General features: G+C 28.7%; 20 protein-coding genes. 8 read left to right on the plus strand and 12 right to left on the minus strand.

Translation table 11 applies throughout. The features are described from left to right. Positions 1-34: 34 nt before the first annotated feature. Genes ACH5TX_RS18940 through ACH5TX_RS18965 form a run of 6 tightly spaced genes read right to left on the minus strand, consistent with a single transcriptional unit; the run spans position 35 to position 6,046 of the window. Positions 35-982, minus strand: a complete 948-nt coding sequence (locus ACH5TX_RS18940; RefSeq protein ID WP_439341061.1) for a UDP-3-O-(3-hydroxymyristoyl)glucosamine N-acyltransferase — start codon at positions 980-982, stop codon at positions 35-37. 6 nt (positions 983-988) lie between these two features. Next, a complete protein-coding gene (efp, locus tag ACH5TX_RS18945; protein WP_439335551.1) occupies positions 989-1,555 on the minus strand; it encodes an elongation factor P in 567 nt (188 codons plus the stop codon). A gap of 4 nt (positions 1,556-1,559) precedes the next feature. Further along, on the minus strand, positions 1,560-2,345 hold the full coding sequence (gene lpxA, locus ACH5TX_RS18950; RefSeq protein WP_439341062.1) for an acyl-ACP--UDP-N-acetylglucosamine O-acyltransferase: 786 nt from the start codon (positions 2,343-2,345) through the stop codon (positions 1,560-1,562). Between the two features lie 5 nt (positions 2,346-2,350). Beyond that, positions 2,351-3,757 (minus strand): bifunctional UDP-3-O-[3-hydroxymyristoyl] N-acetylglucosamine deacetylase/3-hydroxyacyl-ACP dehydratase, encoded by a 1,407-nt coding sequence (locus ACH5TX_RS18955; protein ID WP_439341063.1) that lies wholly within the window; start codon positions 3,755-3,757, stop codon positions 2,351-2,353. After that, on the minus strand, positions 3,744-4,772 hold the full coding sequence (lpxD, locus tag ACH5TX_RS18960; protein WP_439341064.1) for a UDP-3-O-(3-hydroxymyristoyl)glucosamine N-acyltransferase: 1,029 nt from the start codon (positions 4,770-4,772) through the stop codon (positions 3,744-3,746). The genes ACH5TX_RS18955 and lpxD overlap by 14 nt, the downstream gene beginning before the upstream one ends. Positions 4,773-4,825: 53 nt before the next feature. Further along, positions 4,826-6,046: an HD domain-containing protein gene (locus ACH5TX_RS18965; RefSeq protein WP_439341065.1), complete on the minus strand. Its 1,221-nt coding sequence runs from the start codon at positions 6,044-6,046 to the stop codon at positions 4,826-4,828. 102 nt (positions 6,047-6,148) lie between these two features. On the opposite strand from ACH5TX_RS18965, the gene porX reads away from it, so the two are divergent. From porX to ACH5TX_RS18980, 3 genes are all read left to right on the plus strand, one after another. Then, complete coding sequence (porX, locus tag ACH5TX_RS18970; RefSeq protein WP_439341066.1) at positions 6,149-7,702, plus strand: T9SS response regulator signal transducer PorX; 1,554 nt, start codon at positions 6,149-6,151, stop codon at positions 7,700-7,702. Between the two features lie 91 nt (positions 7,703-7,793). Continuing rightward, complete coding sequence (gene tsaE, locus ACH5TX_RS18975; protein ID WP_439341067.1) at positions 7,794-8,219, plus strand: tRNA (adenosine(37)-N6)-threonylcarbamoyltransferase complex ATPase subunit type 1 TsaE; 426 nt, start codon at positions 7,794-7,796, stop codon at positions 8,217-8,219. A 252-nt stretch (positions 8,220-8,471) separates the two neighbouring features. After that, positions 8,472-9,059, plus strand: coding sequence for a hypothetical protein (locus tag ACH5TX_RS18980; protein WP_439341068.1), 588 nt, complete (start codon positions 8,472-8,474; stop codon positions 9,057-9,059). 46 nt (positions 9,060-9,105) lie between these two features. Here ACH5TX_RS18980 and ACH5TX_RS18985 read toward each other — a convergent pair whose 3' ends face one another. Continuing rightward, positions 9,106-11,535, minus strand: a complete 2,430-nt coding sequence (locus tag ACH5TX_RS18985; RefSeq protein WP_439341069.1) for an outer membrane beta-barrel protein — start codon at positions 11,533-11,535, stop codon at positions 9,106-9,108. Between the two features lie 174 nt (positions 11,536-11,709). On the opposite strand from ACH5TX_RS18985, the gene ACH5TX_RS18990 reads away from it, so the two are divergent. Genes ACH5TX_RS18990 through ACH5TX_RS19000 form a run of 3 tightly spaced genes read left to right on the plus strand, consistent with a single transcriptional unit; the run spans position 11,710 to position 13,923 of the window. Further along, positions 11,710-12,909, plus strand: a complete 1,200-nt coding sequence (locus ACH5TX_RS18990) for an alanine dehydrogenase (RefSeq protein ID WP_439341070.1) — start codon at positions 11,710-11,712, stop codon at positions 12,907-12,909. 43 nt (positions 12,910-12,952) lie between these two features. Next, the gene (locus tag ACH5TX_RS18995; RefSeq protein ID WP_439341071.1) at positions 12,953-13,333 is read left to right on the plus strand and encodes a hypothetical protein; all 381 of its coding nucleotides are present in this window, start codon (positions 12,953-12,955) and stop codon (positions 13,331-13,333) included. After that, positions 13,330-13,923, plus strand: coding sequence for a sugar transferase (locus ACH5TX_RS19000; RefSeq protein ID WP_439341072.1), 594 nt, complete (start codon positions 13,330-13,332; stop codon positions 13,921-13,923). The genes ACH5TX_RS18995 and ACH5TX_RS19000 overlap by 4 nt, the downstream gene beginning before the upstream one ends. 14 nt (positions 13,924-13,937) lie before the next feature. Here ACH5TX_RS19000 and ACH5TX_RS19005 read toward each other — a convergent pair whose 3' ends face one another. After that, on the minus strand, positions 13,938-15,107 hold the full coding sequence (locus tag ACH5TX_RS19005; protein WP_439341073.1) for a proline dehydrogenase family protein: 1,170 nt from the start codon (positions 15,105-15,107) through the stop codon (positions 13,938-13,940). Positions 15,108-15,200: 93 nt separating this feature from the next. Between ACH5TX_RS19005 and aroB the strand changes: the two genes are divergently transcribed. Beyond that, a complete protein-coding gene (gene aroB / locus ACH5TX_RS19010) occupies positions 15,201-16,268 on the plus strand; it encodes a 3-dehydroquinate synthase (protein ID WP_439341074.1) in 1,068 nt (355 codons plus the stop codon). Between the two features lie 28 nt (positions 16,269-16,296). After that, positions 16,297-17,043 carry a tyrosine-protein phosphatase gene (locus ACH5TX_RS19015; RefSeq protein WP_439341075.1) on the plus strand — a complete coding sequence of 249 codons (747 nt, stop codon included), beginning with the start codon at positions 16,297-16,299 and terminating at the stop codon, positions 17,041-17,043. On the opposite strand, the gene ACH5TX_RS19020 is transcribed toward ACH5TX_RS19015, so the two are convergent. The 4 genes from ACH5TX_RS19020 to ACH5TX_RS19035 are packed head-to-tail and all read right to left on the minus strand — an operon-like array spanning position 17,040 to position 23,345. Continuing rightward, entirely contained in the window at positions 17,040-19,430 is a 2,391-nt protein-coding gene (locus tag ACH5TX_RS19020) for a GumC family protein (protein WP_439341076.1), read from the minus strand. The genes ACH5TX_RS19015 and ACH5TX_RS19020 overlap by 4 nt on opposite strands. Before the next feature lies 1 nt (position 19,431). Beyond that, positions 19,432-20,229: a polysaccharide biosynthesis/export family protein gene (locus ACH5TX_RS19025; protein ID WP_439341077.1), complete on the minus strand. Its 798-nt coding sequence runs from the start codon at positions 20,227-20,229 to the stop codon at positions 19,432-19,434. A 45-nt stretch (positions 20,230-20,274) separates the two neighbouring features. Beyond that, on the minus strand, positions 20,275-22,218 hold the full coding sequence (locus ACH5TX_RS19030; RefSeq protein WP_439341078.1) for a polysaccharide biosynthesis protein: 1,944 nt from the start codon (positions 22,216-22,218) through the stop codon (positions 20,275-20,277). Then, a complete protein-coding gene (locus ACH5TX_RS19035) occupies positions 22,215-23,345 on the minus strand; it encodes a DegT/DnrJ/EryC1/StrS family aminotransferase (protein ID WP_439341079.1) in 1,131 nt (376 codons plus the stop codon). The genes ACH5TX_RS19030 and ACH5TX_RS19035 overlap by 4 nt, the downstream gene beginning before the upstream one ends. Between the last annotated feature and the right edge of the window lie 423 nt (positions 23,346-23,768).

Raw genomic sequence — 23,768 nt, forward strand, 5'->3', positions numbered from 1 at the left:
TAAAATTTTAAAGCAAAAACCAACATTTATTTTTTTACTCTTTATTATCTTGATTATTTAATTTCTCTAATATTTCAGGAATTTTTCTAACATAAGCCATTTCTTTAAATTTTTCTCTAGCTTCAGAAGCAGGCGAACCAAAATAAGCTTTATTTTCTATTGTTGAATGCCCTAAACCAGATTGCGCATAAAGCTCAGTGCCTTTAGCTATTGTAATGCCACTTTTAACACCTACTTGCCCCCAAATAGTAACATTATCTTCAACAACAACACAACCAGCTATTCCTGTTTGAGAAGCAATAAGACATTTTTTACCAATAATAGTATCATGCCCTATTTGTATTTGATTATCTAGCTTTGAGCCTTCACCAATTAAGGTATCAGCAGTAACACCTCTATCAATAGTACAGGCTGCACCAATATCAACATGATCTTGTATTACTACACGTCCTCCAGATTTTAACCTATCATAGCCTTCTGGTCTTTTTTTATAATAAAAAGCATTTGCTCCTAAAACAGTACCTGCATGAATGGTTACATTGTTACCAATAATTGTATCATCATAAATGCTAACATTTGAATGAATTAAACAATTATCACCAATAATAACATTATTTCCAATAAAACAATTTGGTTGAATTATTGTACCTTTTCCTACAATAGCAGAACTTGATATTTGCTTAGAAGAAGATTTAAAAGGCTTAAAATAATTTGTAAGTTTATTGAAATCTCTAAAAGGGTCGTCGCTAATTAATAATGCTTTACCTGCAGGACATTCAACTTCTTTATTAATTAAAATAATGGTAGCAGCAGAATTTAAAGCTTTATCATAGTATTTAGGATGATCTACAAATACAATGTCACCTGATTCAACAACATGAATTTCATTGATTCCTAATACTTGAAATGCTTCTTCTCCAACAAAATCACAATCAATTAATTGAGCAATTTGTTTTAAAGTATGTGGGTTTGGAAATTTCAAAAAAAACTATTCTTTAACACGTTCTTTATACGTTCCCTTATCTGTTTCAACTTTAATTTTATCACCTTCATTAATAAACAAAGGTACATTTACTGTTGCTCCTGTTTCCACAGTAGCAGGTTTTGTAGCATTTGTAGCTGTATTTCCTTTAACTCCAGGTTCTGTAGCAGTAACTTCTAAAATAACACTAGCTGGTAAATCTACAGATAATGGCATACTATCTTCAGTATTAATTAAAACAGTAACTACCTCTCCTTCTTTCATTAATCCTGGATTATCTAAAGCAGATTCCATTAATTGAATTTGAGAATAATCTTCTGTATTCATAAAATGATAATATTCACCATCATTATATAAAAATTGAAACTTATGTGTTTCTACACGTACATCTTCTAATTTATGTCCTGCTGAAAATGTATTATCTAATACTTTTCCGCTAGTAACACTTTTCATTTTTGTTCTTACAAACGCAGGTCCTTTTCCAGGTTTTACATGTAAGAATTCTATAATTTTATAAATATCGTTGTTATACTTAATGCATAATCCATTTCTAATATCACTTGTAGTTGCCATAAATTTAGTTTGATTTAAAATATCCTTTCATAATACCACGATGCGAATTCTTAATAAATTGAAGCACTTCATCGCGTTCTGGAGTTGCTTCCATTTCTGCCTCAATAATTTCTGAAGCTTGTGTATTATTATAATTTTTTTGATAGAGAATTCTGTAAATATTTTGAATTTCTCTAATTTTTTCTGTTGAATAACCGCGTCTTCTTAATCCTACGGAATTTATTCCCACATAAGACAATGGTTCTCTTGCTGCTTTTACATAAGGCGGTACATCTTTTCTAACTAAAGATCCACCTGTAACAAACGCATGACTTCCTACGGAAACAAATTGATGAACAGCTGCCATACCCGCTAAAACAACATAGTCTCCAATGGTTATATGTCCTGCAAGTGTACTGTTATTTGAAAAAATACAATTCCTACCTACAATACAGTCATGAGCAACATGGCAATATGCCATAATTAAACAATTATCACCAATAACTGTTTTCATTCTATCGGCGGTACCTCTATTAATTGTAACACATTCTCTTATAGTAACGTTATCACCTATTTCTACTGTAGTATCTTCATCATTGTATTTCAAATCTTGAGGTACAGCTGAAATAACTGATCCTGGGAAAATATTACAATTTTTACCAATACGTGCACCTTCCATAATAGTGACATTACTTCCTATCCATGTACCTTCTCCAATTATTACATTGTTATGAATAGTTGTAAAAGGCTCAATAACCACATTTTTTGCGATTTTTGCACCTGGATGCACATATGCTAATGGTTGATTCATATATATTATTTTACTTTTGAAATTTGCGCCATTAATTCTGCTTCTGCACAAAGCTTACCGTTCGCATAAGCATAACCTTGCATGTGGCAAATACCTCGACGTATTGGTGTAATTAACGAACATTTAAATATTAACGTATCTCCTGGAACGACTTTTTGTTTAAACTTAACATTATCCATTTTCATAAAGAACGTTAAATAATTTTCAGGATCAGGAACCGTATTTAAAACCAAAACACCTCCAGTTTGTGCCATAGCTTCTACTATTAAAACCCCTGGCATTACTGGTGCTCCAGGAAAATGACCTTTAAAAAACTCTTCGTTCATGGTTACATTTTTCTGAGCAATTACATGACTATCAGAAAGTTCAAATACTTTATCTATTAACAAAAACGGCTGTCTATGCGGTAACATTGCCATAATTTGAGTAACATCCATTAAAGGTGTTTGATTCAAATCAATTGAAGGCACATTATTGCGTCTTTCGTTTTTTATAAGCTTAGACATTTTTTTAGCAAACTGTGTGTTTACAAAATGTCCTGGTTTATTTGCTATAACTTTACCTCTTATTCTTGTGCCAATTAAAGCAAGGTCTCCTAATACATCTAACAATTTATGTCTTGCAGCTTCATTAGGATGATGCAATGTTAAGTTATCTAAAATACCATTTGGTTTAACAGCGATGCTATCTTTTTTAAAGGCAATTCTTAACTTCTCCATAGTTTCAGGCGATAATGCTTTATCAACATAAACAATAGCATTATTTAAATCGCCACCTTTTATAAGACCATGCTCTAGAAGCATTTCAATTTCATGTAAAAAACTAAATGTACGTGAATCTGAAATATCCTTTTTAAAATCTGAAATCTGATTTAAAGTAGCATTTTGTGTTCCTAAAACCTTGGTGCCAAAATCTACCATAGTGGTGATTTGGTATTCCTTAGAAGGCATCAATAAAATTTCGCTACCTGTTTCTTCATCTGTATAGGAAACAATATCTGTAACAACATATTCTTCTCTAAAAGCATCAAGTTCTGTAATACCAGCCTTTTCTATAGCTTCAACAAAAAACTTTGAAGACCCATCCATAATTGGAGGTTCAGAAGCATCTAATTGAATTATAGCATTATCTATATCTAAACCTACCAAAGCAGCAAGTACATGCTCTGATGTTTGAATGGTTACCCCATTTTTTTCTAAACACGTTCCTCTTTGTGTATTAGTTACATAATTAGCATCAGCTTTTATTGTAGGTGTTCCTTCTAAATCTACACGTTGAAAAGTAAAACCTGAATTTGCAATTGCAGGTTTAAATGTTAAGGTTACGTTTTTACCAGTATGTAAACCAACTCCTGTTAAGGATATTTCTTTTTGGATGGTTTTTTGCTTGTTTTCTGTATTAACTATTCCCATTCACTTTTTTTTCTAAATCATTAATATTTTTCACAATTTTAGGCAAATTTTTAAAATGTACATACGACTTATTATAGTCACTTAATGTAATAGCAGGAGAACCTTGAATCATTTCGTTGTCTTTTATATTTCTAGCAATACCAGATTGGGCTTGAATTCTAACATTATTACCAATAGTAATATGTCCTGCAATTCCAACTTGACCACCTATTTGACAGTGTTCTCCAACTTTTGTAGATCCTGCAACACCTGTTTGAGCTGCTATTACTGTATTTTTACCAATTTCAACATTATGTCCTATTTGAATTTGATTATCTAACTTGGCGCCTGATCGTATTATAGTTGAGCCCAATGTAGCTCTATCTATTGTAGTAACGGCACCAATATCAACAAAATCTTCAATAATTACATTTCCTGTTTGTGGTATTTTATTATACCCACCTTCTTCATTAGGAGCAAAACCAAATCCGTCGGCACCTATTACCGCTCCAGAATTAATAACACAATTTTTTCCAATAATGGTTTCTGAATAAATTTTAGCTCCAGAAAAAATAATTGAATTATCTCCTATTTCTGTATTATCACCTATATATGCATTTGAAAATATTTTTACGTTATCTCCAATAGCTACATTCTCTCCAATATATGAAAATGCGCCAGCATAAAAATCTTTACCATATTTAGATGATTCTGAAATAAATGATGGTTGCTCTATACCTACTTTATTAAGCTTAACTGAATTATAATATTCTAATATTTTTGAAAAGGCTAAATACGCATCGTCTACCTTAATAAGCGTAGTTTTTATATCATTTTCAGCTTCAAAAGTTTTATTTACAATAGTTATTGATGCCTCTGTGGTATATATATAAGGTTTGTATTTAGGATTGGCTAAAAAAGTTAATGAACCTTCAAAACCTTCCTCAATTTTAGAAAGCTTCGATACTTCTGCTTCAGGGTTTCCTACTACATCTCCTTCTAAAATACCTGCTATTTGTTGTGCTGTAAACTTCACACTAAATTTTTAATTGTTTTTTGTTTGATTCCCGCAAAAATAGGAAAAATGTACTAAAGTTTAACTTTGGGGTAACATATATAATATTTAGTTACTGGTTTTGATAGCGCTTTTAAATTTAACTGGTCTGAAGCCTTTACTATATCTTGTATCTTACCAGACTTATGCAATATATTTATACTCTGATGTTTTAGTTGATAAGCTTGATTTGAAATACTACCTGTAAACACAAAATATTCTGCTTCAGACTTGGTTATTTTGTGTTCTAAAACTAATGCTTCTATATGCTTTTCTAAGCTTTCCTTTTTAATTGGTTTGTTTTTAAGCTTAATTTTTAATAAAACTCTATTAATAATCATTTCGCATAAATGACTAAGCACAAAATCATCATGATGCTGCCACTCTTTCATTGCTGAAATAATATCATAATCATCTAATTGAGAAAACACATGAAGTGTTTTTTTATTAAAATCTTCTATTGAAATTTCATTTTGTAAAAAAAACTGAAGCGCCTTACTTCCGTTAAGCACCTCCCCTTTTATAGTTAATTCTTTAGCCCGCTTCAAAACCCTGATTAACAATTGTTCTGCTACCAATCCTGTTTTATGCAAATACACTTGCCAATACATTAAACGGCGTGCTATTATAAATTTTTCAACACTATATATACCTTTTTCTTCTACGACTAATTCATCATTAACTACATTAAGCATCGTAATTAATCGTTCGCTATTTATATTACCTTCAGCAACTCCTGTATAGAAACTATCACGTTTTAAATAATCGGCCCTATCCATATCAAATTGACCTGAAATAAGCTGACACATAAAGTTTCTATGGTATTCTCCTTTGAAGATTTGAATGGCAAGCGTTAAACTTCCGTTAAATTCTTCATTTAATTGCTCCATAAAAAGCAATGAAATTTGCTCGTGAGACACATTATTAACTATACTATGTTCCATAGCATGAGAGAAAGGACCATGACCAATATCGTGCAATAAAATAGCTGCATACAATGCATCTTCTTCATCTTTAGAAATTGCAACACCTTTAAAACGAAGCACATTGACAGATTGTTGCATTAAATGCACACAACCAATAGCATGATGAAAACGTGTATGATGTGCTCCTGGATACACCATATACGACATACCCATTTGTGTAATTCTTCTTAACCTTTGGAAATACTTATGTTGTATTAAATCAAAAATAAGAGAATTTGGAATGGTAATAAATCCGTAAATTGGGTCGTTTAATATTTTAAGTTTGTTCAAACTTTAAAAGTTATAGTTTAATAGACACAAATATAATTATATGAAGTCTAAAAAAAGACTTAAAATTAATTCAAACACTATAAAAATCTAAATTGCATTTAAATGAATACAATAAAAATACTTTGGGTAGATGATGAAATTGATTTATTGAAACCTCATATTTTGTTTCTTGAAAAGAAAAATTATAAGGTAACTACATGTAAGAGTGGTTCTGAAGCTATTGATATAATAGATGAAGAAAATTTTGATATTGTTTTTTTAGATGAAAATATGCCAGGACTTACTGGTTTAGAGACGTTGAATGAAATAAAAGAAAAACAAAGTAATCTTCCTGTTGTTATGATAACTAAGAGTGAAGAAGAATATATTATGGAAGAAGCTATTGGTAATAAAATAGCAGACTACTTAATAAAGCCTGTAAACCCCAATCAAATACTATTAAGTTTAAAAAAGAATTTAGATCATTCTAGATTAGTTTCTGAAAAAACAACATCAAACTACCAACAAGAGTTTAGAAAAATCTCAATGGATTTATCTATGGTAAATTCTTATGAAGAATGGGTAGCTTTATACCAAAAGCTTATTTATTGGGAATTACAACTTGAAGATATTGAAGACATTGGTATGTTTGAGATTTTAGAATCCCAAAAAAATGAAGCAAATACGCAATTCGGGAAATTTATAGAAAAAGAATATGAAGATTGGTTTAAACCACATACAGAATCTCCTGTAATGTCTCATACCCTTTTTAAAGAAAAAATAGCTCCAGAATTAAATAAAGAGCAACCTACTTTATTGGTGGTTATTGATAATTTAAGATATGACCAATGGAAAGTTTTTGAACCTGTTATTAATAATTTTTATAAAAAAGAAAAAGAAGAAGCGTTTTTTAGCATTTTACCTACTGCCACTCAATATGCAAGGAATGCCATTTTCTCTGGTTTAATGCCTAGTGATATGGAAAAACTATTTCCTGAATATTGGAAAAATGATACAGATGAAGGAGGTAAAAATCTTTTTGAAGCTGAATTTTTAGAATCACAAATGAAACGTTTGAGCTTAACAAACTTAACTTGTGAATATCATAAGATTACAAATTTAAAAGCTGGAAAAAAATTAGCTTACAATTTTAATTCTTTAAAAAACAATGACTTAACTGTTGTTGTGTATAACTTTGTTGATATGCTATCACACGCTAAAACAGAAATGGAAGTTATTAAAGAATTAGCATCTAACGATAAAGCATACAGATCGTTAACACATAGCTGGTTTAAAAACTCTCCTTTATTAGAAATGATACAACAAGCTCAACAATTAGGGTTTAAACTCATATTAACTACAGATCACGGAACTATTAACGTTAAAAATCCTTCTAAAGTTATTGGAGACAGAGATACTAGTTTGAATTTAAGATACAAAACCGGTAAAAGCTTAACTTATGACAAAAAAGATGTTTTAGCTTCAAAAAGTCCAAAAGACATCCATTTACCATCTCTTTCAATGAATAGTTCATATATATTTGCAAAAAACGATTTGTTCTTTGCGTATCCAAATAACTTCAACCATTATGTGAGTTATTTTAGAAACACTTACCAACATGGAGGTGTTTCTTTAGAAGAAATGATAATTCCTTTTATTGTTTTTAACCCTAAATAACCCTTTAAAAGCAAAAAACATCGTTAAAACGCATTTTTTGCTAGTTTTTTAGAGGTTTTATTGTTATATTTACATATAAATTTTTTTTAAGTTGAAAATTAATTATAGATTAGAAGAAGTAGATAATGTAGCAAAAAAGCTAATTATGAATATTAATTCTAAAACGCTTTTACTATATGGAGATATGGGGGTTGGAAAAACAACACTAATTAAAGCCTTAGTAAAAGCATTAGGAAGTTATGATGACGTTAGTAGCCCAACATTTTCTATTGTTAATGAATATAAATTAAAAGATAGTCGTATCTATCATTTTGATTTATATAGAATAAATGATATTGAAGAAGCATATAATTTTGGTATTGAAGATTATTTGTATTCTAATAATTGGTGCATTATAGAATGGCCAGATATTATTAAAGATATTTTACCAAATGGTTTTAATAAAATAGGTTTGACATTAAATGATGACAAAACAAGAACATTAAAACTTAATATTAACAAGATAAATAATAACTAATTGTTTGATAAACATGAATAAATAATATTAAAACACTTCCGCAGCTGAAGATTTACGGTTAAGCCACAACGGGAATTTTTAAAATCACTGTTTTTAACATAATTTTAACGTTTAACCAATTTTCACAGCATATTTAGTAATTATTTTTGAGGTATTAATTAATTAAAATCCCTTAAATTATGAAAACTAAAAATTATTTAATGGCATTTGCCATTATTGGAGGCTTAATGTTTACAGCTTTTAATACTAAAAATGAAGAAAGTACAAAAATCGACAGAACACCTAGAAAAATCGTTGCATTCAACATCATCGACAGAACACCTAGAAAAATCGTTGCTTAAGAAAGATAAAAACACTAATAAAAGGCTAGTAGCTGGGAGTATAATTGCCACATTAATTGCTTTAACTCCATATTTATTTTCCTTATACGAAAGTGTCCCACAAACGCAAATTTGGGACACTTTTTTATTTACATATGACAGTAAACTTTGGCTTGATGCAAATTATGCTATGTGGGTTCTTTCTAGTAAAGCCATACCATTAATGCTATTATTTGTTTGGTTTTTTACTTGTCGACATTGGTGGTACCACGCTTTATTGGTACCTATTGTAATGTATATTTTTCAAATAGGTGTAGTTCTATTCAGTGACATAAATATAGATGAATTTCAATTAATCTATATGATTCCAGTGATGACATTTATAATACCTACTATTTATTTAATTAGAGCGCGTATATTTAATAAAATTAATGAAGCTACAAAAACAATGCAAGAATTAGAGGATGAGCTTAAAATGTCTCCCAAAGGCGTATGGGGAAAGGTTAAGCAATATTTTTAAAATAATAATAATAATAATAATAATAATATATTTTAGAAGAATGGTTTTAATTAGAAGATAACCGTTCTCGTTCTTCTAAATCAATATTTTTTTGATTATTTTTCAAATTAAAGTTTCCAAACTTATAATTAAAACCAAACACAAACATCCTGTTTTCAAATCTAATTTTTGATAAAATGTTTTGATTTAAATAACGCGATGAGGTTTCAAAATTCTGTGTATTAAAAACGTCTGTAATACCAATATTTATTGAAGCTCTATCTTTAAAAAGTTTTTTTCTCAAGTTAATATCCAAACCAGCAATTGTACTTGTATTTGATGGCCCATCATTTGTAGGAGTCATAAGTGTGTAAGCAATATTTGCAGTTAAACTATTGTCTTTTAAAAAAGAAAAATAATTTACTGCCTCTAAATAAACAGACCATTTATCAGCAGTATATAATAAATCAGAGTTTCCTATAGGAAAAAAATTATTTTTATAATAAAAAACTGAGGATAAAATATACAAATCCCAATTTGGTACAATTTGTTTGTATGTTGAAAAATCTAATCCGTAAGAAATAGACATATCTGTATTCGTAAATTTATAAATTAATTTTTTATCAGCATTATCTTGATAAACATATTGTATAGCAGGATTATCCTCATTGCGATAATATAATTCAAATGTGTAGTCCTTTTTAAATGTATATCCTAAAATGAGCAAATCATCAATTCTAGGTTTTAAATTTGGATCACCTGTTATATAAGTATTGTCATTTAAGAAAAACTTAAATGGATTCAACTGCTTATAACTAGGTCGACGAATTCGCTTATTATATTTTAAATATAATTCATCATTATCGTTTATTTCATTTGAGATACTAATAGAAGGGAAAAACTTCAAAAAACTAGTATTGTTTTCTTGATTAGTAGATAATGAATTCCCCACTAAATCTGTATATTCAAATCGCACTCCTGTATTCAAACTCCAATTATTCCAGTTTTTAGAGTAACTACTATAAACGGCATAATTGGTTTCATCATATATAAAAGTATTAGAATTTTTAATATCTTCTTCTCTTTCTCCTTCTTCAAAAATAAATTGATTTAAAACACTTTCAGAACTAATATTAGAAATTTTAGCACCAGCTTCAAATTGCTCGCTATCTTTAATTGGTAATTCGTAATCTATTTGTCCTGTATATATTTTAATTTTTTGGCTTGCAAATGTTTGAAACATATTATCTCGAAATGATTCATTAATATTTTGCAAGAAATACCCAGTATTAACGTCTTGGAAGCTAGAAAAATCATAGTTTGTATGATGTATATTTGCTGTAAGCAACTCTCCATCATGTTTAAACTTATGCTTATAATCTATATTAAAAGCTAGATTAAATTTCTCTTCTACTCTAAGATTTGTTGATTGAAATATCGAATCTAAAACATTAATAGCATTAAATACTTCTGTAATAGAGTTAGATTTCATTTTAGAATTCTCACGCGGAGATATTAACATATTTGTAGAAAAACTAAGACTATTATTATTATTTAACTCATAATCTATATTTGCATTTATATTTTGGTTAGAAGTTTTACGAGTTCTTTTAAAATCTGTTTCCCAACTAGATCCGTTTTGATTATCGTTTTGAAAAGATAAATACTCATTATTATGCATATAATCTTTTCTTGGAGTAATGTTAAAACTTATATAAGTATTAAGCTTTTCTCCCTTAAAAAAATGACTAGTACCTATTGAATATTTTGGATATTCAGAGCCCTGTTTAAAATTACCAAAAATACTTCCGTTATAACCTGCTATAATATTTTTACTGGTTATAATATTCAATACAGCTCCACCTTCAGCATCATATTTTGCTGGCGGGTTAGTAATAACCTCGACAGACTTTATGTTAGTAGCCGATGTACCCTCTAATAATTGGAGTATTTCCTCAGAAGATAAATACACTCTCCTATTATTAATATATACTGTAGGCGGTGTGTTTTTAATTGTTATAACTCGATTATTTACAAAAACACCTGGCGCATGTTTTAAAACATCTAAAACATTACTATTTGAAAGTGTGGAGTTTTCAACATTAAAAACTAAACGATCAAGCATTCTCTTAACTGTTGGCCGTTTTGCTACAACAGTAACGCCTCCTAATTCCTGTGCAGTTTCTTTAATTTTTATTACTTCAAAATCAATATCTCGATCTAGCTCAATTCTAGTTGTGTACTCTTTAAAACCTAAAAAACTAATTTTAAAAATATAATCACCTGGCTTTAAATTTTCAAGTGTAAAATTTCCTGCTTCATTAGTAATGGTTCCTTTTATAATATTTATATCATCCAAATCAACCAAAACAGCATTAGCAAAAGCTATAGGCTTACCACTTTCATCTTGTAAAGTTCCTTGGATGTTATAGGTTTGCGAATAACAAAGTGTAGAAAAAAAAAGTAAAATTAAATAGGGTAGTTTTGTAATTCTCATATATAAAATCTTACCACAAATTTAATTTATTTTAATTTAAATACGGTAATGTTATTCCATATAATCTGTGAAACAATATCTTACAAAAGAGAACATAAATATTATAAATTACTTTCTATTTTTATAAAATCAAAAAAAATATTCGTAATTTGAATTTTAATAAAAAAACGAAGCATGTCAAAACCACTTTCTCCTTTTACAAAGCAACAACTCTTACCACAAGAAGAAACTCTTGAGATTTATAAGCGAAAAGGAGAGCTTTTTATTGGAATCCCAAAAGAGACAGCATATCAAGAAAAACGAGTTTGTTTAACTCCTGATGCCGTTTCAGCACTTGTTAGCAATGGGCATAGAGTTTTATTAGAATCTGGTGCTGGTGAAGGAGCAAGATTTAGTGATAAAGATTATAGTGAAGCTGGTGCTGAAATAACGAAGGACACAGCAAAAGTTTTTGCTTGTCCTATGGTGCTTAAAGTTGAACCTCCAACTATGGAGCAAATAAAAATGCTTAATCCGCAAGCTATATTAATTTCTGCTTTGCAAATAAAAACTCAAAATAAAAAATATTTTGAAGCATTAGCTTCTAAACGCATTACGGCACTTGCTTTTGAATTTATTAGAGATGCAGACGGCACATATCCTGCAGTAAAATCATTAAGTGAAATTGCTGGAACAGCTTCGGTTTTAGTGGCTGCTGAATTACTATCGGACAATAAAGATGGTAACGGACTCATGTTTGGAAACATAAGTGGCGTCCCTCCTATTGAAGTTGTTATTCTAGGTGCTGGTACCGTTGGTGAGTTTGCTGCAAGAAGCTCTATGGGCTTAGGCGCTAACGTAAAAGTGTTTGATAATTCTATAACAAAACTAAGACGTATTCAAACGAATTTGGGTAGACCATTTTTTACATCAACCATACAACCAAAAAACTTAACAAAGGCTTTAAAACGTTGTGATGTGGTTATTGGCGCAGTTAGAGGCACTAATAGGTCTCCTGTTATTGTATCAGATGATATGGTGCAAAACATGAAAAAAGGCGCTATTATAATTGATGTTAGTATAGATATGGGCGGTTGCTTTGAAACTAGCGAAGTTACCACACATAAGCAACCTACTTTTGTAAAACACGATGTTATTCATTATTGTGTACCAAATATTCCTGCAAGGTATTCAAGAACGGCATCGGTTTCTATTAGTAATATTTTTACACCTTATCTATTAAAAATTGCAGAAGATGGTGGTATAGAAAATTCTCTTAGATTTGATAGAGGTTTAAAAAATGGGTTGTATTTTTACCACGGAATTTTAACAAGCAAATCTGTTGGTGAATGGTTCGATTTAAATTATAGCGATATTAATCTTCTTATTTTTTAATTAAAAATCTAAAAATCACCACATCTTTCCAAATTTTTCATAAATGACATTAATACAACGAATTGGTTATTATTTAGGTGGTTTTTCTATAGGACTAGTAATTTTAGCATTTTTTTTAAACGGAAAAAAAACCTCTTGTAGTTATGGGCCAGATGCCAGAGTTTTAAAAAACATAAACTCGAAAAAAATTGATTTTAGCGATAATGTGAAATCACACCTTTCTAACAATACAAGTGATTCTACTAAAATAAATTATGTTCTAAAAAAGGGTGATATTAATTTTTCTGAAAGCAAAACAAGACAAGAACCATGTGGTATTTATATTGTTGAAGGTAATTACGAAGAAGAAGAAATAACTTTAACAGTAGAAAATTGCGATAGTATAGCAACCATAACTAATATTAAAGTTGAAAAACAACAATGATAAAACGTAGTTTTGATATTGTTTTCTCTATAATTACATTACTCCTACTCTTTCCTTTTTTATTACTAATCGCTTTATTAATTAAACTAGATTCTAAAGGCCCTGTATTATTCATACAAGGTCGTGTTGGCAAGCACAATAAGGATTTTAATATTCTTAAATTTAGAACCATGTACATGCAATCTCAAAACAAAGGGTTGCTTACGTTAGGAAATCACGATTCTAGAATCACAAAAATTGGTTATTTTCTGAGACGTTATAAAATAGATGAATTCCCGCAACTTATAAATATTTTAAAAGGCGATATGAGCTTTGTTGGTCCTAGACCAGAACTACGTTATTATGTAAATTTTTACAATGAAGACGACTTAAAAATATTTAAGATAAAACCAGGAATTACAGGACTTGCTTCTTTAAAATACAGAAATGAAGTAGAACTTTTAAAAACAGCTAAAAATCCTGAAGCGTTTTATATAAACACTATTATTCCTGATAAATTAAAATACAATAAGGAATACATAAAAAAACGAAGTTTTTTTTTCGACTTAAAACTCATTTTTATTACCATAATTAAGGTAATAACTAGATAAATTCATAGTACACCTTATTTTCGTCTTTTTTTCTCTCTACTTAAAAGTGTTAGTTCTCGCCCTGTTTGTCCTGCTACCGAAGTGTTTTCTTCTGCCCTTCTTATTAAATAAGGCATCACATCTTTTACAGGGCCAAATGGCATGTATTTAGCAACATTATAACCTTTATCAGCCAAATTATAACTTATATGATCACTCATTCCATATAATTGTCCAAACCAAATACGTTGGTCATTATTAGCAATATGTTTTTCATTCATCAATTGCATAAGTAAATAAGAGCTCTCTTCATTATGTGTTCCTGCAAATAAAGACATACAATCTAAGTTATCAAGCATATACTTCACAGCTTCATTAAAATTGATGTCGGTTTCAGCTTTTGTTTTACAAATAGGTGTAGCATAACCTTTCTCTTCAGCCCTTTCATTTTCTTTTTCTAAATAAGCGCCTCTAACCAATTTGTAACCTAAATAATACTTCCCTTGTTTTGCTTCAATATGCTGGTTTTTTAAAAAAGCTAATCTATCATGTCTATACATTTGCAAAGTATTAAACACAATAGGCTTTTCTTTATTATACTTTTTCATCATTGCTGTTACCAAATCATCAGCAGCATCTTGCATCCAACTTTCTTCTGCATCAATTAAAACAGCAACATCATGGTCTTTTCCTTTTTTACAAACAGCATCAAATCTTTCAACAACTTTATTCCATTCTTCTTGTTCTTCATTACTTAACGTTTCATTATTGCCCATTTTTTCGAATAACGATAAACGCCCAAATCCTGATGGTTTAAAAACAGCAATAGGAATAGCATCAATTTCTTTAGCAAAATCAATGATTTTAAGAACCTTTTCCATGGCAGCATCAAATTCATTTTCATTTTCTTTTCCTTCAACCGAATAATCTAAAACAGAACTTACTCCTTTTTGATACATTTTATCAATTACAGGCAAACAATCTTCTTCATTTACACCGCCACAAAAATGATCAAACACAGTTGAACGAATGAGTCCTTCAATTGGTAAATGGGCTTTTATTGCAAAATTGGTTGCAGCTGTACCTATTCTAACCAAAGGTTCTATAGATATCATTTTAAACAAAAAATAGGCGCGTTCTAATTCGGAATCGCTTTTTAAAGAAAATGCTATTTCTGTATTATCAAATATTCGGTTTGTACTCATTTTTAAAAATTTTCGCAAAGATAATTATTGCTAAGCTATCATTTTATATAAAATCTCCTTAATTTCACGACCTCAAAAAAGATTAATTATTTTATGGATTCTATTACCACAAATAACTGTACAATTCATTTTAATGAGAACTGTTATCATTCACTAAACAAACACCTTAACGATAGAAATTTTTCTAAAATCTTTATTTTAGTTGATGAAAATACGCATGAGCATTGTTTGCCTTTATTTTTAAAAAATATGAAAACTAATGTTTCTATTGAAATTATTGAAATTGAAGCTGGTGAAATACATAAAACTATTGATACTTGTGTAGGTGTTTGGAACACACTTTCTGACTTAAATGCAGATAGAAAAAGTTTATTAATAAATATTGGTGGTGGTGTTATTACAGATTTAGGAGGATTTGTGGCATGTACATTTAAACGTGGTATTTCTTATATTAACGTACCAACATCATTACTATCAATGGTTGATGCATCAGTTGGTGGTAAAACTGGTGTAGATTTAGGTCATTTAAAAAATCAGGTTGGTGTTATAAGTAACCCTGATTTAGTATTAATTGATACTAATTTTTTAGATACTTTACCTAAAAACCAAATGCGTTCTGGTCTTGCAGAAATGCTTAAACACGGATTAATTACTGGGGAATCCTATTGGAATAATTTTAAAAACTTATCTAACCTATCTTTAGATGATTTAGATAGACTTATTTACGAATCTGTAATAATAAAAAGAAATGTTGTTGAGGAAGACCCTTATGAAAATGGATTAAGAAAAACCTTAAATTTTGGTCATACACTTGGACACGCAATTGAATCTTACTTTTTAAGTAGTCCCAATAAAACCACATTATTACACGGCGAAGCTATTGCTGTAGGCATGATTTTAGCATGTTATATTTCAACTGAATTAGCAGGTTTTCCTAAAGAAACTACTTTAGAAATTAAAGATTTATTAATTAACTATTATGGTAAAGTAGATATTAACGAAGATGAATACGCTACAATAATTGACCTTCTTAAATATGACAAGAAAAATAATCATGGTAATATTAACTTTGTTTTATTAGAAAACATTGGTATTACAAAAATTGATTGTTTAGTAGATGATAAAATTATAATTGATTCCTTTAAATTTTATACCGTTTAGTTGTTGCAGATAGGCTTATATTTGTAATATGATTAATTTTTTTACAAAAAAATATTTTTTAAAAGATTTACTAGAGGATTTTGTAGATATACATAACCATATACTTCCTGGTATAGATGATGGTGCTAAAACAGTTGAAGAATCTTTAAATTTAATTTGTAAACTGAAAGATTTAGGTGTTAAAGAATTTATACCAACACCGCATATCATGCAAGATTTCTATCCCAATACAGATGAAACTATTGGGAATGCATATCAAAATTTACTTGAAAACTTAAACACGAAAGCACTAAGCTCTACACCTATAAACCCTGCTGCAGAATATATGCTTGATAATAATTTTGAAAAATTATTAGAAACGGAAAACTTATTTACACTTAAAAAAAAATATGTTTTGGTCGAATTGTCATATTTTCAACCACCAATTAATTTAGAAGATATTATTTTCAAAATTAAAACTAAAGGCTATGTACCAGTTTTAGCTCACCCTGAACGCTATTCTTTTTATCATAATAATTTAGATTATTATATAAGACTAAAACATTTGGGATGTTTATTTCAGCTTAATTTATTATCGCTTTCTGATCACTATGGAAAAAATGTAAAAAGAGCAGCGTATTATTTAATTGAAAACAATTTAATTGATTTCTCAGGGACTGATGTACACAAAGACTATCATATTAAAAAATTAGCAAATTTATTAGTTAAAAAAAGTCAAATTAAAAATTTGACTTTAATAGTAACAAAAACAAATAACACGTTTTCAGTAACTTAATATTTTATCCTAAAAAAACTTTTCTTTTCAGGTGTAGCATAATACCCATACTTTGAACCATATCCAAAATTAGACTTTTTGACATCATTAACAACTAGCATCATATTATTAAGCTTGTTTTCAGAATGTAAACCTTTAGTGAAGTTTAAAACTCGCTTTTCTGTATAATCTGCTCTAGTTAAGTATATTGTATGACCTGCATATTGACTAATTAATAAAGTATCTGTAACAGGCATTGTAGGAGCCGTATCTACTATAACCATGTCATATTTATTAGATACATAATCAAACAAATCTTTAACCCTACCACTCATCAATAACTCAGCTGGATTTGGAGGGATTTTACCTGAAAGTAATATATCAATTTCTATATCATTAATGTTGTAAGTATTTATAGTTTCACCTACTAATATTGATTTGTCAGCCAAATATTCTGTGAAACCTAATTTTGAAGTTTCTGCTTTAACTTTACCATTAAGTACTGCATGAATTTGCGGGTTTCTAATATCTGCTCCGATTAATAATACTCTTTTATTAGTGTTTGCAATTGTTAATGCCGTATTTAGACTAAAGAATGATTTCCCTTCTCCTTTTATTGTTGAAGTAACGAATACCACATTCTCATAATTCTTAATATTTCTTCCTCTTCTTAAATAATCAAAATTTGTTCTTATAATTCTAAAAGACTCAGATAAAATTGATCTATCATTCTTTTCAATTACCCCTTTGTCTTTTTTAGAACTCTCTTTTAGTTTAGGGATTTCTCCTAATATAGAAATATTTTTAATTTCCTTTTCTAGATCTTCTTTATTATGGATTTTAGTATCTAATAAATCCATAACATATATAATTAAAAAAGGAATAAGCAAACCAATAAAACAAGCTGCTATAAAAATCAGCTTCTTATTTGGAAATACTGGTGTAGGGTTGCCATATGCATCATCAATAACAACAGCATTAGGAGAGGTAGCCGTTAAGGATATTGCAGCCTCTTCTTTTTTTGTGAGTAAATAAACGTAAAGATCTTCCATTGTTCCTTGTTCACGCTCAATATCTCTTAATACACGTGTTTGTCCTGGGACTGCGTAAATTTTTGAATTAATTTTATTTAATTGGTTTTCAAAATTTTGAATCTTGATACTTACAGTTCTAGATAAATTATTTAAACTTTGTCTTAAACTACTCCTTAAAGCATTTAACTCTTGATCTAAATTTACTATTATTGGATTTTTTTCACTTGAGCTTTTTAAACGAGCTTGTCTAACACTTAACAACTCGTTATACTTAGAAACAGTAGCACCAATAGAAGCATCAGATAATCCAACATTTGAAGGAATAGGCTGAAATGTACTATTTTCACTACCAACTTGGTTTTTTAAATAGTTAATAATATTTAATTCATTTCTACTAACACTTAATTCCTGCTCATTCTGAGTGCTAAAATTAATATACGAATCTGCTTCAGAAGTTATATTTGTTAACTTATTGCCTGTTTTGAAGTTTTGAACATTATTATCAATACCCGCTAAATTACTAGCTACCAACTCAATACGATCAGAAATAAATTTAGATGTGTTTTTTGATTTAATATTTTTTTCTTCAAGAGAACTCTTATTATATTCATCTATTAAAGTATTAATAACATCAACTGCTTTAGATTTAACTTTATCTCTTAAAGCAATACCTATAATTCTTGATTGTTTTTCAACTTGATATATATTAATGCTATATTTATAATACTGTACTAAATTATCTATAGATGAAATTCTAACCTTAATAGTTTTTCCTATTAAATCTTTAAAATCTGTTTTTTTTGGAGTGACAACCATTCCTCCAAAATGAGTTGAAATATTTTCACCGAAAGCACTTTTCTTAAAAACATCATCTTCATTAATTTTATAAGCAAAATCAACTTCAGATAAAACTTCTATATAAAAACTGAAATTAACTTTATCTATTATTGAATCAGAAGCAATAAAATTAATATTAAAAGGAATATTATCATATAATTCAGTTTCATGAATTCTCCCTTGTAAAAAATATTGAATATTTAAATTTAATTTCTTAATTACATTATTTAAAATGTATCTAGATTTAGCAACTTCTATTTCATCTTGAACGCTTGCGTATTCTTTTTCTGCAAAAAAAGATAAATCATTAAAAGCAGCTCCGACAGAATTCGCTTCAGAATCATTTAAAAGCTTAATTTGAGCATAAGCTTGATATTCAGGCGCTGTATATCTAACATAAAAAAACGCAATACCTATAGCTAATAATAAACTTAACGCAAACCATTTCCATTGCTTTGTATAGGTTGATATTATTTTTTTAAAATTAAAAACTTCAGAAATATTTTGTGAAGCTATTTCTTTTTGATTTAAATTCATACTAAATTCTAGTAATTAAAAGAGCTATTCCTAGTGCAAATGAAGATATAGATATAATAGTACCTAACCTATTATCTCCTGAAGCACCACTGACTCCTGATTTATTCTGTTCAACATAAACAACATCATTTTGTGTTAAAAAATAAACCGGAGAATTAAAAAGCTCTTTATTTGTTAAATCAATTCTAGTAGATGTTTTAACACCATTAAAATCTCTAATAACTAATACATTATCTCTTCTCCCTTTAATATTTAGGTCTCCTGCCAATCCTAATGCTTTTAAAAGACTTATCCTTTCTCCAGTCACTGGATATGTTCCAGGTCGGTTTACTGCTCCTAAAATAGTTATTTGAAAATTTAAAATTCTAATATTAACTATCGGGTCTTTAAGATATTGTGCTAATTTTTCTTTTAATAGTGCTTTACCCTCTTCTAATGTTAAACCCAACAATTTTATCTTTCCTAAAACAGGATAATCAATATTGCCATCAACATCTATAATATACCCAGTGGCTCCAACTTGGCTAATATTTCCTCCAGTGGTTCCAACTTGGCTACCTTGAAGATCAAGGTTAAATGGTTTAGCGGATTCTAAATCAAATGTAGAAATAAATATGCTTACATTATCATTAATCTTAAATTTTGGTTGAAAAGTATCCGTATCAACAATAGTCTCAAAATTTTTTGTGTTTTGAAAATACACAACATCTTTTCTATTAGCACAAGAAGTTAAAAAATAAAGACATATAATACATATTAACTTATACTTAAGTATAAATTTAGAAAACATTTTATTCATTGGTAATATTATTTGGGGGGTGAAATTAATAAAATTTTTAATCAATTATAAATTGTTTTTATAAGTTTTATTAGATTCATTATTTAAAACACCTTTTACTTTTTTATAAATTTGTACTTTTTTATCAAATCTTTCATAATCAGAATTATTAGATTTATACTCAGGTATTAAACGTTTCATTTTCATAACAATGTTATTATTTTGAAAACGGTTAGTAATGCATAACTCTTCAATTTCAGATTTAATGCTTTTATAATCAAGCTCTCTTGTTTTACTAATCATTATCTTTTTATGATATGTAGATAATGTATTTTCACCATTAGCTAATAATTCTTCATAAAGTTTTTCTCCTGGACGTAAACCTGTAATATTAATATCAATATCATCTGGGAAATTTAAACCAGAAAGTTTTATCATATTTTTTGCTAGATCATATATTTTAACAGATTCACCCATGTCAAAAATAAATATCTCACCTCCCTTACCCATTGTACCTGCTTCTAAAACTAACTGAGAAGCTTCAGGAATAGTCATAAAATATCTAGTAATATCTTTATGTGTCAATGTCAATGGACCTCCATTTTCAATTTGCTTTTTGAACAAAGGAATTACAGAGCCATTAGACCCTAAAACATTTCCAAATCTTGTAGTAATAAACTTTGTTTTGCTTTCTTTTTGTAAGCAGCTAATATACATTTCTGCCATTCTTTTTGTTGCCCCCATCACACTAGTAGGGTTAACAGCTTTATCTGTAGATACAAAAACAAACTTCTTAACATTATAGCGAGAAGCAGTATCTGCTAAAAGCTTAGTTCCATTTACATTAATTTTAATAGCCTCATATGGAGCCTGTTCCATTAATGGAACATGCTTATAAGCAGCTGCATGAAAAACCATAGTTGGTTTATGTTGTTGGAAGATATTATCAATACGCAAACCATCTCTAATATCTGCAACAATAGCTGTGAAATTATATTTATTGTCTCTCTTTAAATCTTGTTGAACATCATAAAGACAAGACTCTGCCTGATCTACTAATATTAAGTGTTTAACATCGAAATGTGACAATTGTTTCACAAGCTCACTTCCAATAGAACCTGCTGCACCTGTTATTAATATTGTCTCACCTCTAAATTCATTAGTTAAATTAGGGTTATCTATTTGTATTGGAGCACGACCTAAAAGATCTTCAATTTGAACTTGTTTTATCTGCTTAACATTCAGCTCTCCGTTAATCCAACTTTCGATAGGTGGCACTTTAGTTACCTTTACTTCTAAATTAACTAAACCTAATAAGGTATCTTTATCAATATTTTTAGATGTTACTATAATTTCATCAATACTATTTAAGTCAATATAATTTTGTGTAATAGCATTTTTACTTAAAATAGAAACTCCATTAATTGACTTTCCATTTTTCACATAATTATCATTAATAAAACCTGCAACATGAAATCTTTCTATTACATTATTAATTAAAGCATTATAAGTAACAATAGCAGAATCTCCTACTCCATATATTAGTACCTTTTTAGAAGAAATATACTTACATTTTAAATGGTTATAAACCATTTTAAAAATTAATCGAGATCCACTAAGAGCTACAAAACTAAATATTGCATGGATAAAAATGATTGAACTTGGTATAGTAAACTCATTAACTAAATTAAAACTCTTATTAATAAAAACAAATAAAACAGTAGTTATAGTCATTAAAGAAACTGCCTTAAAGACATTTACTACATCTGTAAAACCAGTATGTCTTATTATACTTTTAAAAGAACCTACAATTAAAAAACTTAAAGAAGCAACTATTGCTAAAAAAGGTAATTGATATAAAAATTGAGTAATATCAAATTTTAAAGTAAAATTAAATCTTACAAAATAGGCCATAAAAAATGTAGCCAATACAATGAATAAATCAATAGTAAAAACAAGCCATTTAGAGGCGTATTTTTGAGAGAGATAGGTAAAGTAATTATTTATCATAAGTTTGGGGTTTTTAATATTTGGGTAATAATTCTATTTAAATCATCTTGACTTAAATTAGATCCGCTTGGTAAACAAAGTCCTTTTTCAAAAAGTTCTTCGGATGTACCATCTGTAAAATGCAAACAATTTTTAAATACAGGTTGTAAATGCATAGGTTTCCATAAAGGTCTTGATTCAATATCGTCTTTTAACAACTCAATCCTTATTTGTTCTCTTAATTTGTATGAATCAGTTTTAATACAAGTAATCCATCTATTAGAAAAGAATCCTTCTGGTTCTTCTAAAAAAGAAATACTTTCATACTTATCTAAATTTTCTTTATAAAACTCATAATTTTTTCTTCTAGCAGCTACTCTATCATCAATCACTTCCATTTGCCCTCTTCCGATACCTGCTAAAACATTACTCATTCTGTAATTAAAACCAACTGCTGAATGTTCATAATGCGGAGCATTATCTCTTGCCTGAGTAGAATAAAACACAGCTTTATTCTTAGTTTCAATAGTATTTACAACCAAAGCACCTCCTCCAGAAGTAGTAATTATTTTATTACCATTAAAAGATAATATACCTATATCAGAGAGGTTTGCACATGGTTTATCAAAATAAGTACTTCCTAAAGCTTCAGCACTATCCTCAACAACTGGAATATCATACTTCTTGGCAATCTTATTTATTTCATTAGCCTTATAAGGCATACCATAAAGATGGACAGCAATAATCGCTTTCGGTTTCTTATATTTTTGTATTCTATCTATTATAGCTATTTCTAATAGTTCTGGAGACATATTCCATGTGTCTTTTTCACTATCGATAAAAACAGGTGTTGCTCCTTGATAAATTATTGGGTTTGCAGAAGCAGAAAATGTAAAACTTTGACATAAAACTTCATCACCCTTATTAACATTTAACAATTTAAGTGCTAAATGTATTGCAGCTGTTCCTGAACTAAGAACAGCTACATGAGAATCTCCTCCTAAATAATTTTCTATATCTTTTTCAAAACCATCAACATTAGGGCCTAACGGAGCTATCCAATTTGTATCGAAAGCTTCGTTTACAAACTTTTGCTCAGTCCCTCCCATGTGAGGCGAGGATAAGTATATTTTAGTTTTTGTTAGCATTTACAATATATTTATTATTGGACACATTATATCCAAATCGTCACAATGACAATAAATTTTTGTTATAATAATTTGAATGGTATTTCCCTCATTGTACATAAAACAAAATCAGTTTATAATTAATAGCTTTAAATTTTTTATTAACAGAATTCTATAATTTGAAATACTTTTTAATCCAAAATTGAGGGTTAGATTAAACAAATAAGAGTATAATATTTCAATTATCAGTAAACTATTAAATTAATATGCTATTAATCAATTCAACTGTTGTTTTGATGGTGTAAATTTAGTAATAGTTTTTAAAGTACAATGAATAGATTCATGTAATTCGCTAAAAGAGTATTAAAAATCGGTTAACTACATTTCGTTATTTAATTCAAAGTAAAATAGTGTAACTCATCGATTTTTATTATTGATAAATTA

The sequence above is a fragment of the Thalassobellus citreus genome, assembly GCF_044385915.1.
Lineage (GTDB): Bacteria > Bacteroidota > Bacteroidia > Flavobacteriales > Flavobacteriaceae > Thalassobellus > Thalassobellus citreus.

Excerpts from the sequence above, each read along its gene's own strand:
- ACH5TX_RS18990 (WP_439341070.1), top strand. The coding sequence starts at position 11,710 with ATGTCAAAACCACTTTCTCCTTTTACAAAGCAACAACTCTTACCACAA.
- ACH5TX_RS18955 (WP_439341063.1), bottom strand. The coding sequence starts at position 3,757 with ATGGGAATAGTTAATACAGAAAACAAGCAAAAAACCATCCAAAAAGAA.
- lpxA (WP_439341062.1), bottom strand. The coding sequence starts at position 2,345 with ATGAATCAACCATTAGCATATGTGCATCCAGGTGCAAAAATCGCAAAA.
- ACH5TX_RS19025 (WP_439341077.1), bottom strand. The coding sequence starts at position 20,229 with ATGAATAAAATGTTTTCTAAATTTATACTTAAGTATAAGTTAATATGT.
- ACH5TX_RS19035 (WP_439341079.1), bottom strand. The coding sequence starts at position 23,345 with ATGCTAACAAAAACTAAAATATACTTATCCTCGCCTCACATGGGAGGG.
- ACH5TX_RS18980 (WP_439341068.1), top strand. The coding sequence starts at position 8,472 with ATGAAGAAAGTACAAAAATCGACAGAACACCTAGAAAAATCGTTGCAT.
- ACH5TX_RS19015 (WP_439341075.1), top strand. The coding sequence starts at position 16,297 with ATGATTAATTTTTTTACAAAAAAATATTTTTTAAAAGATTTACTAGAG.
- ACH5TX_RS18985 (WP_439341069.1), bottom strand. The coding sequence starts at position 11,535 with ATGAGAATTACAAAACTACCCTATTTAATTTTACTTTTTTTTTCTACA.
- efp (WP_439335551.1), bottom strand. The coding sequence starts at position 1,555 with ATGGCAACTACAAGTGATATTAGAAATGGATTATGCATTAAGTATAAC.
- aroB (WP_439341074.1), top strand. The coding sequence starts at position 15,201 with ATGGATTCTATTACCACAAATAACTGTACAATTCATTTTAATGAGAAC.
- ACH5TX_RS19030 (WP_439341078.1), bottom strand. The coding sequence starts at position 22,218 with ATGATAAATAATTACTTTACCTATCTCTCTCAAAAATACGCCTCTAAA.
- ACH5TX_RS19020 (WP_439341076.1), bottom strand. The coding sequence starts at position 19,430 with ATGAATTTAAATCAAAAAGAAATAGCTTCACAAAATATTTCTGAAGTT.
- ACH5TX_RS19005 (WP_439341073.1), bottom strand. The coding sequence starts at position 15,107 with ATGAGTACAAACCGAATATTTGATAATACAGAAATAGCATTTTCTTTA.
- ACH5TX_RS19000 (WP_439341072.1), top strand. The coding sequence starts at position 13,330 with ATGATAAAACGTAGTTTTGATATTGTTTTCTCTATAATTACATTACTC.
- porX (WP_439341066.1), top strand. The coding sequence starts at position 6,149 with ATGAATACAATAAAAATACTTTGGGTAGATGATGAAATTGATTTATTG.
- ACH5TX_RS18995 (WP_439341071.1), top strand. The coding sequence starts at position 12,953 with ATGACATTAATACAACGAATTGGTTATTATTTAGGTGGTTTTTCTATA.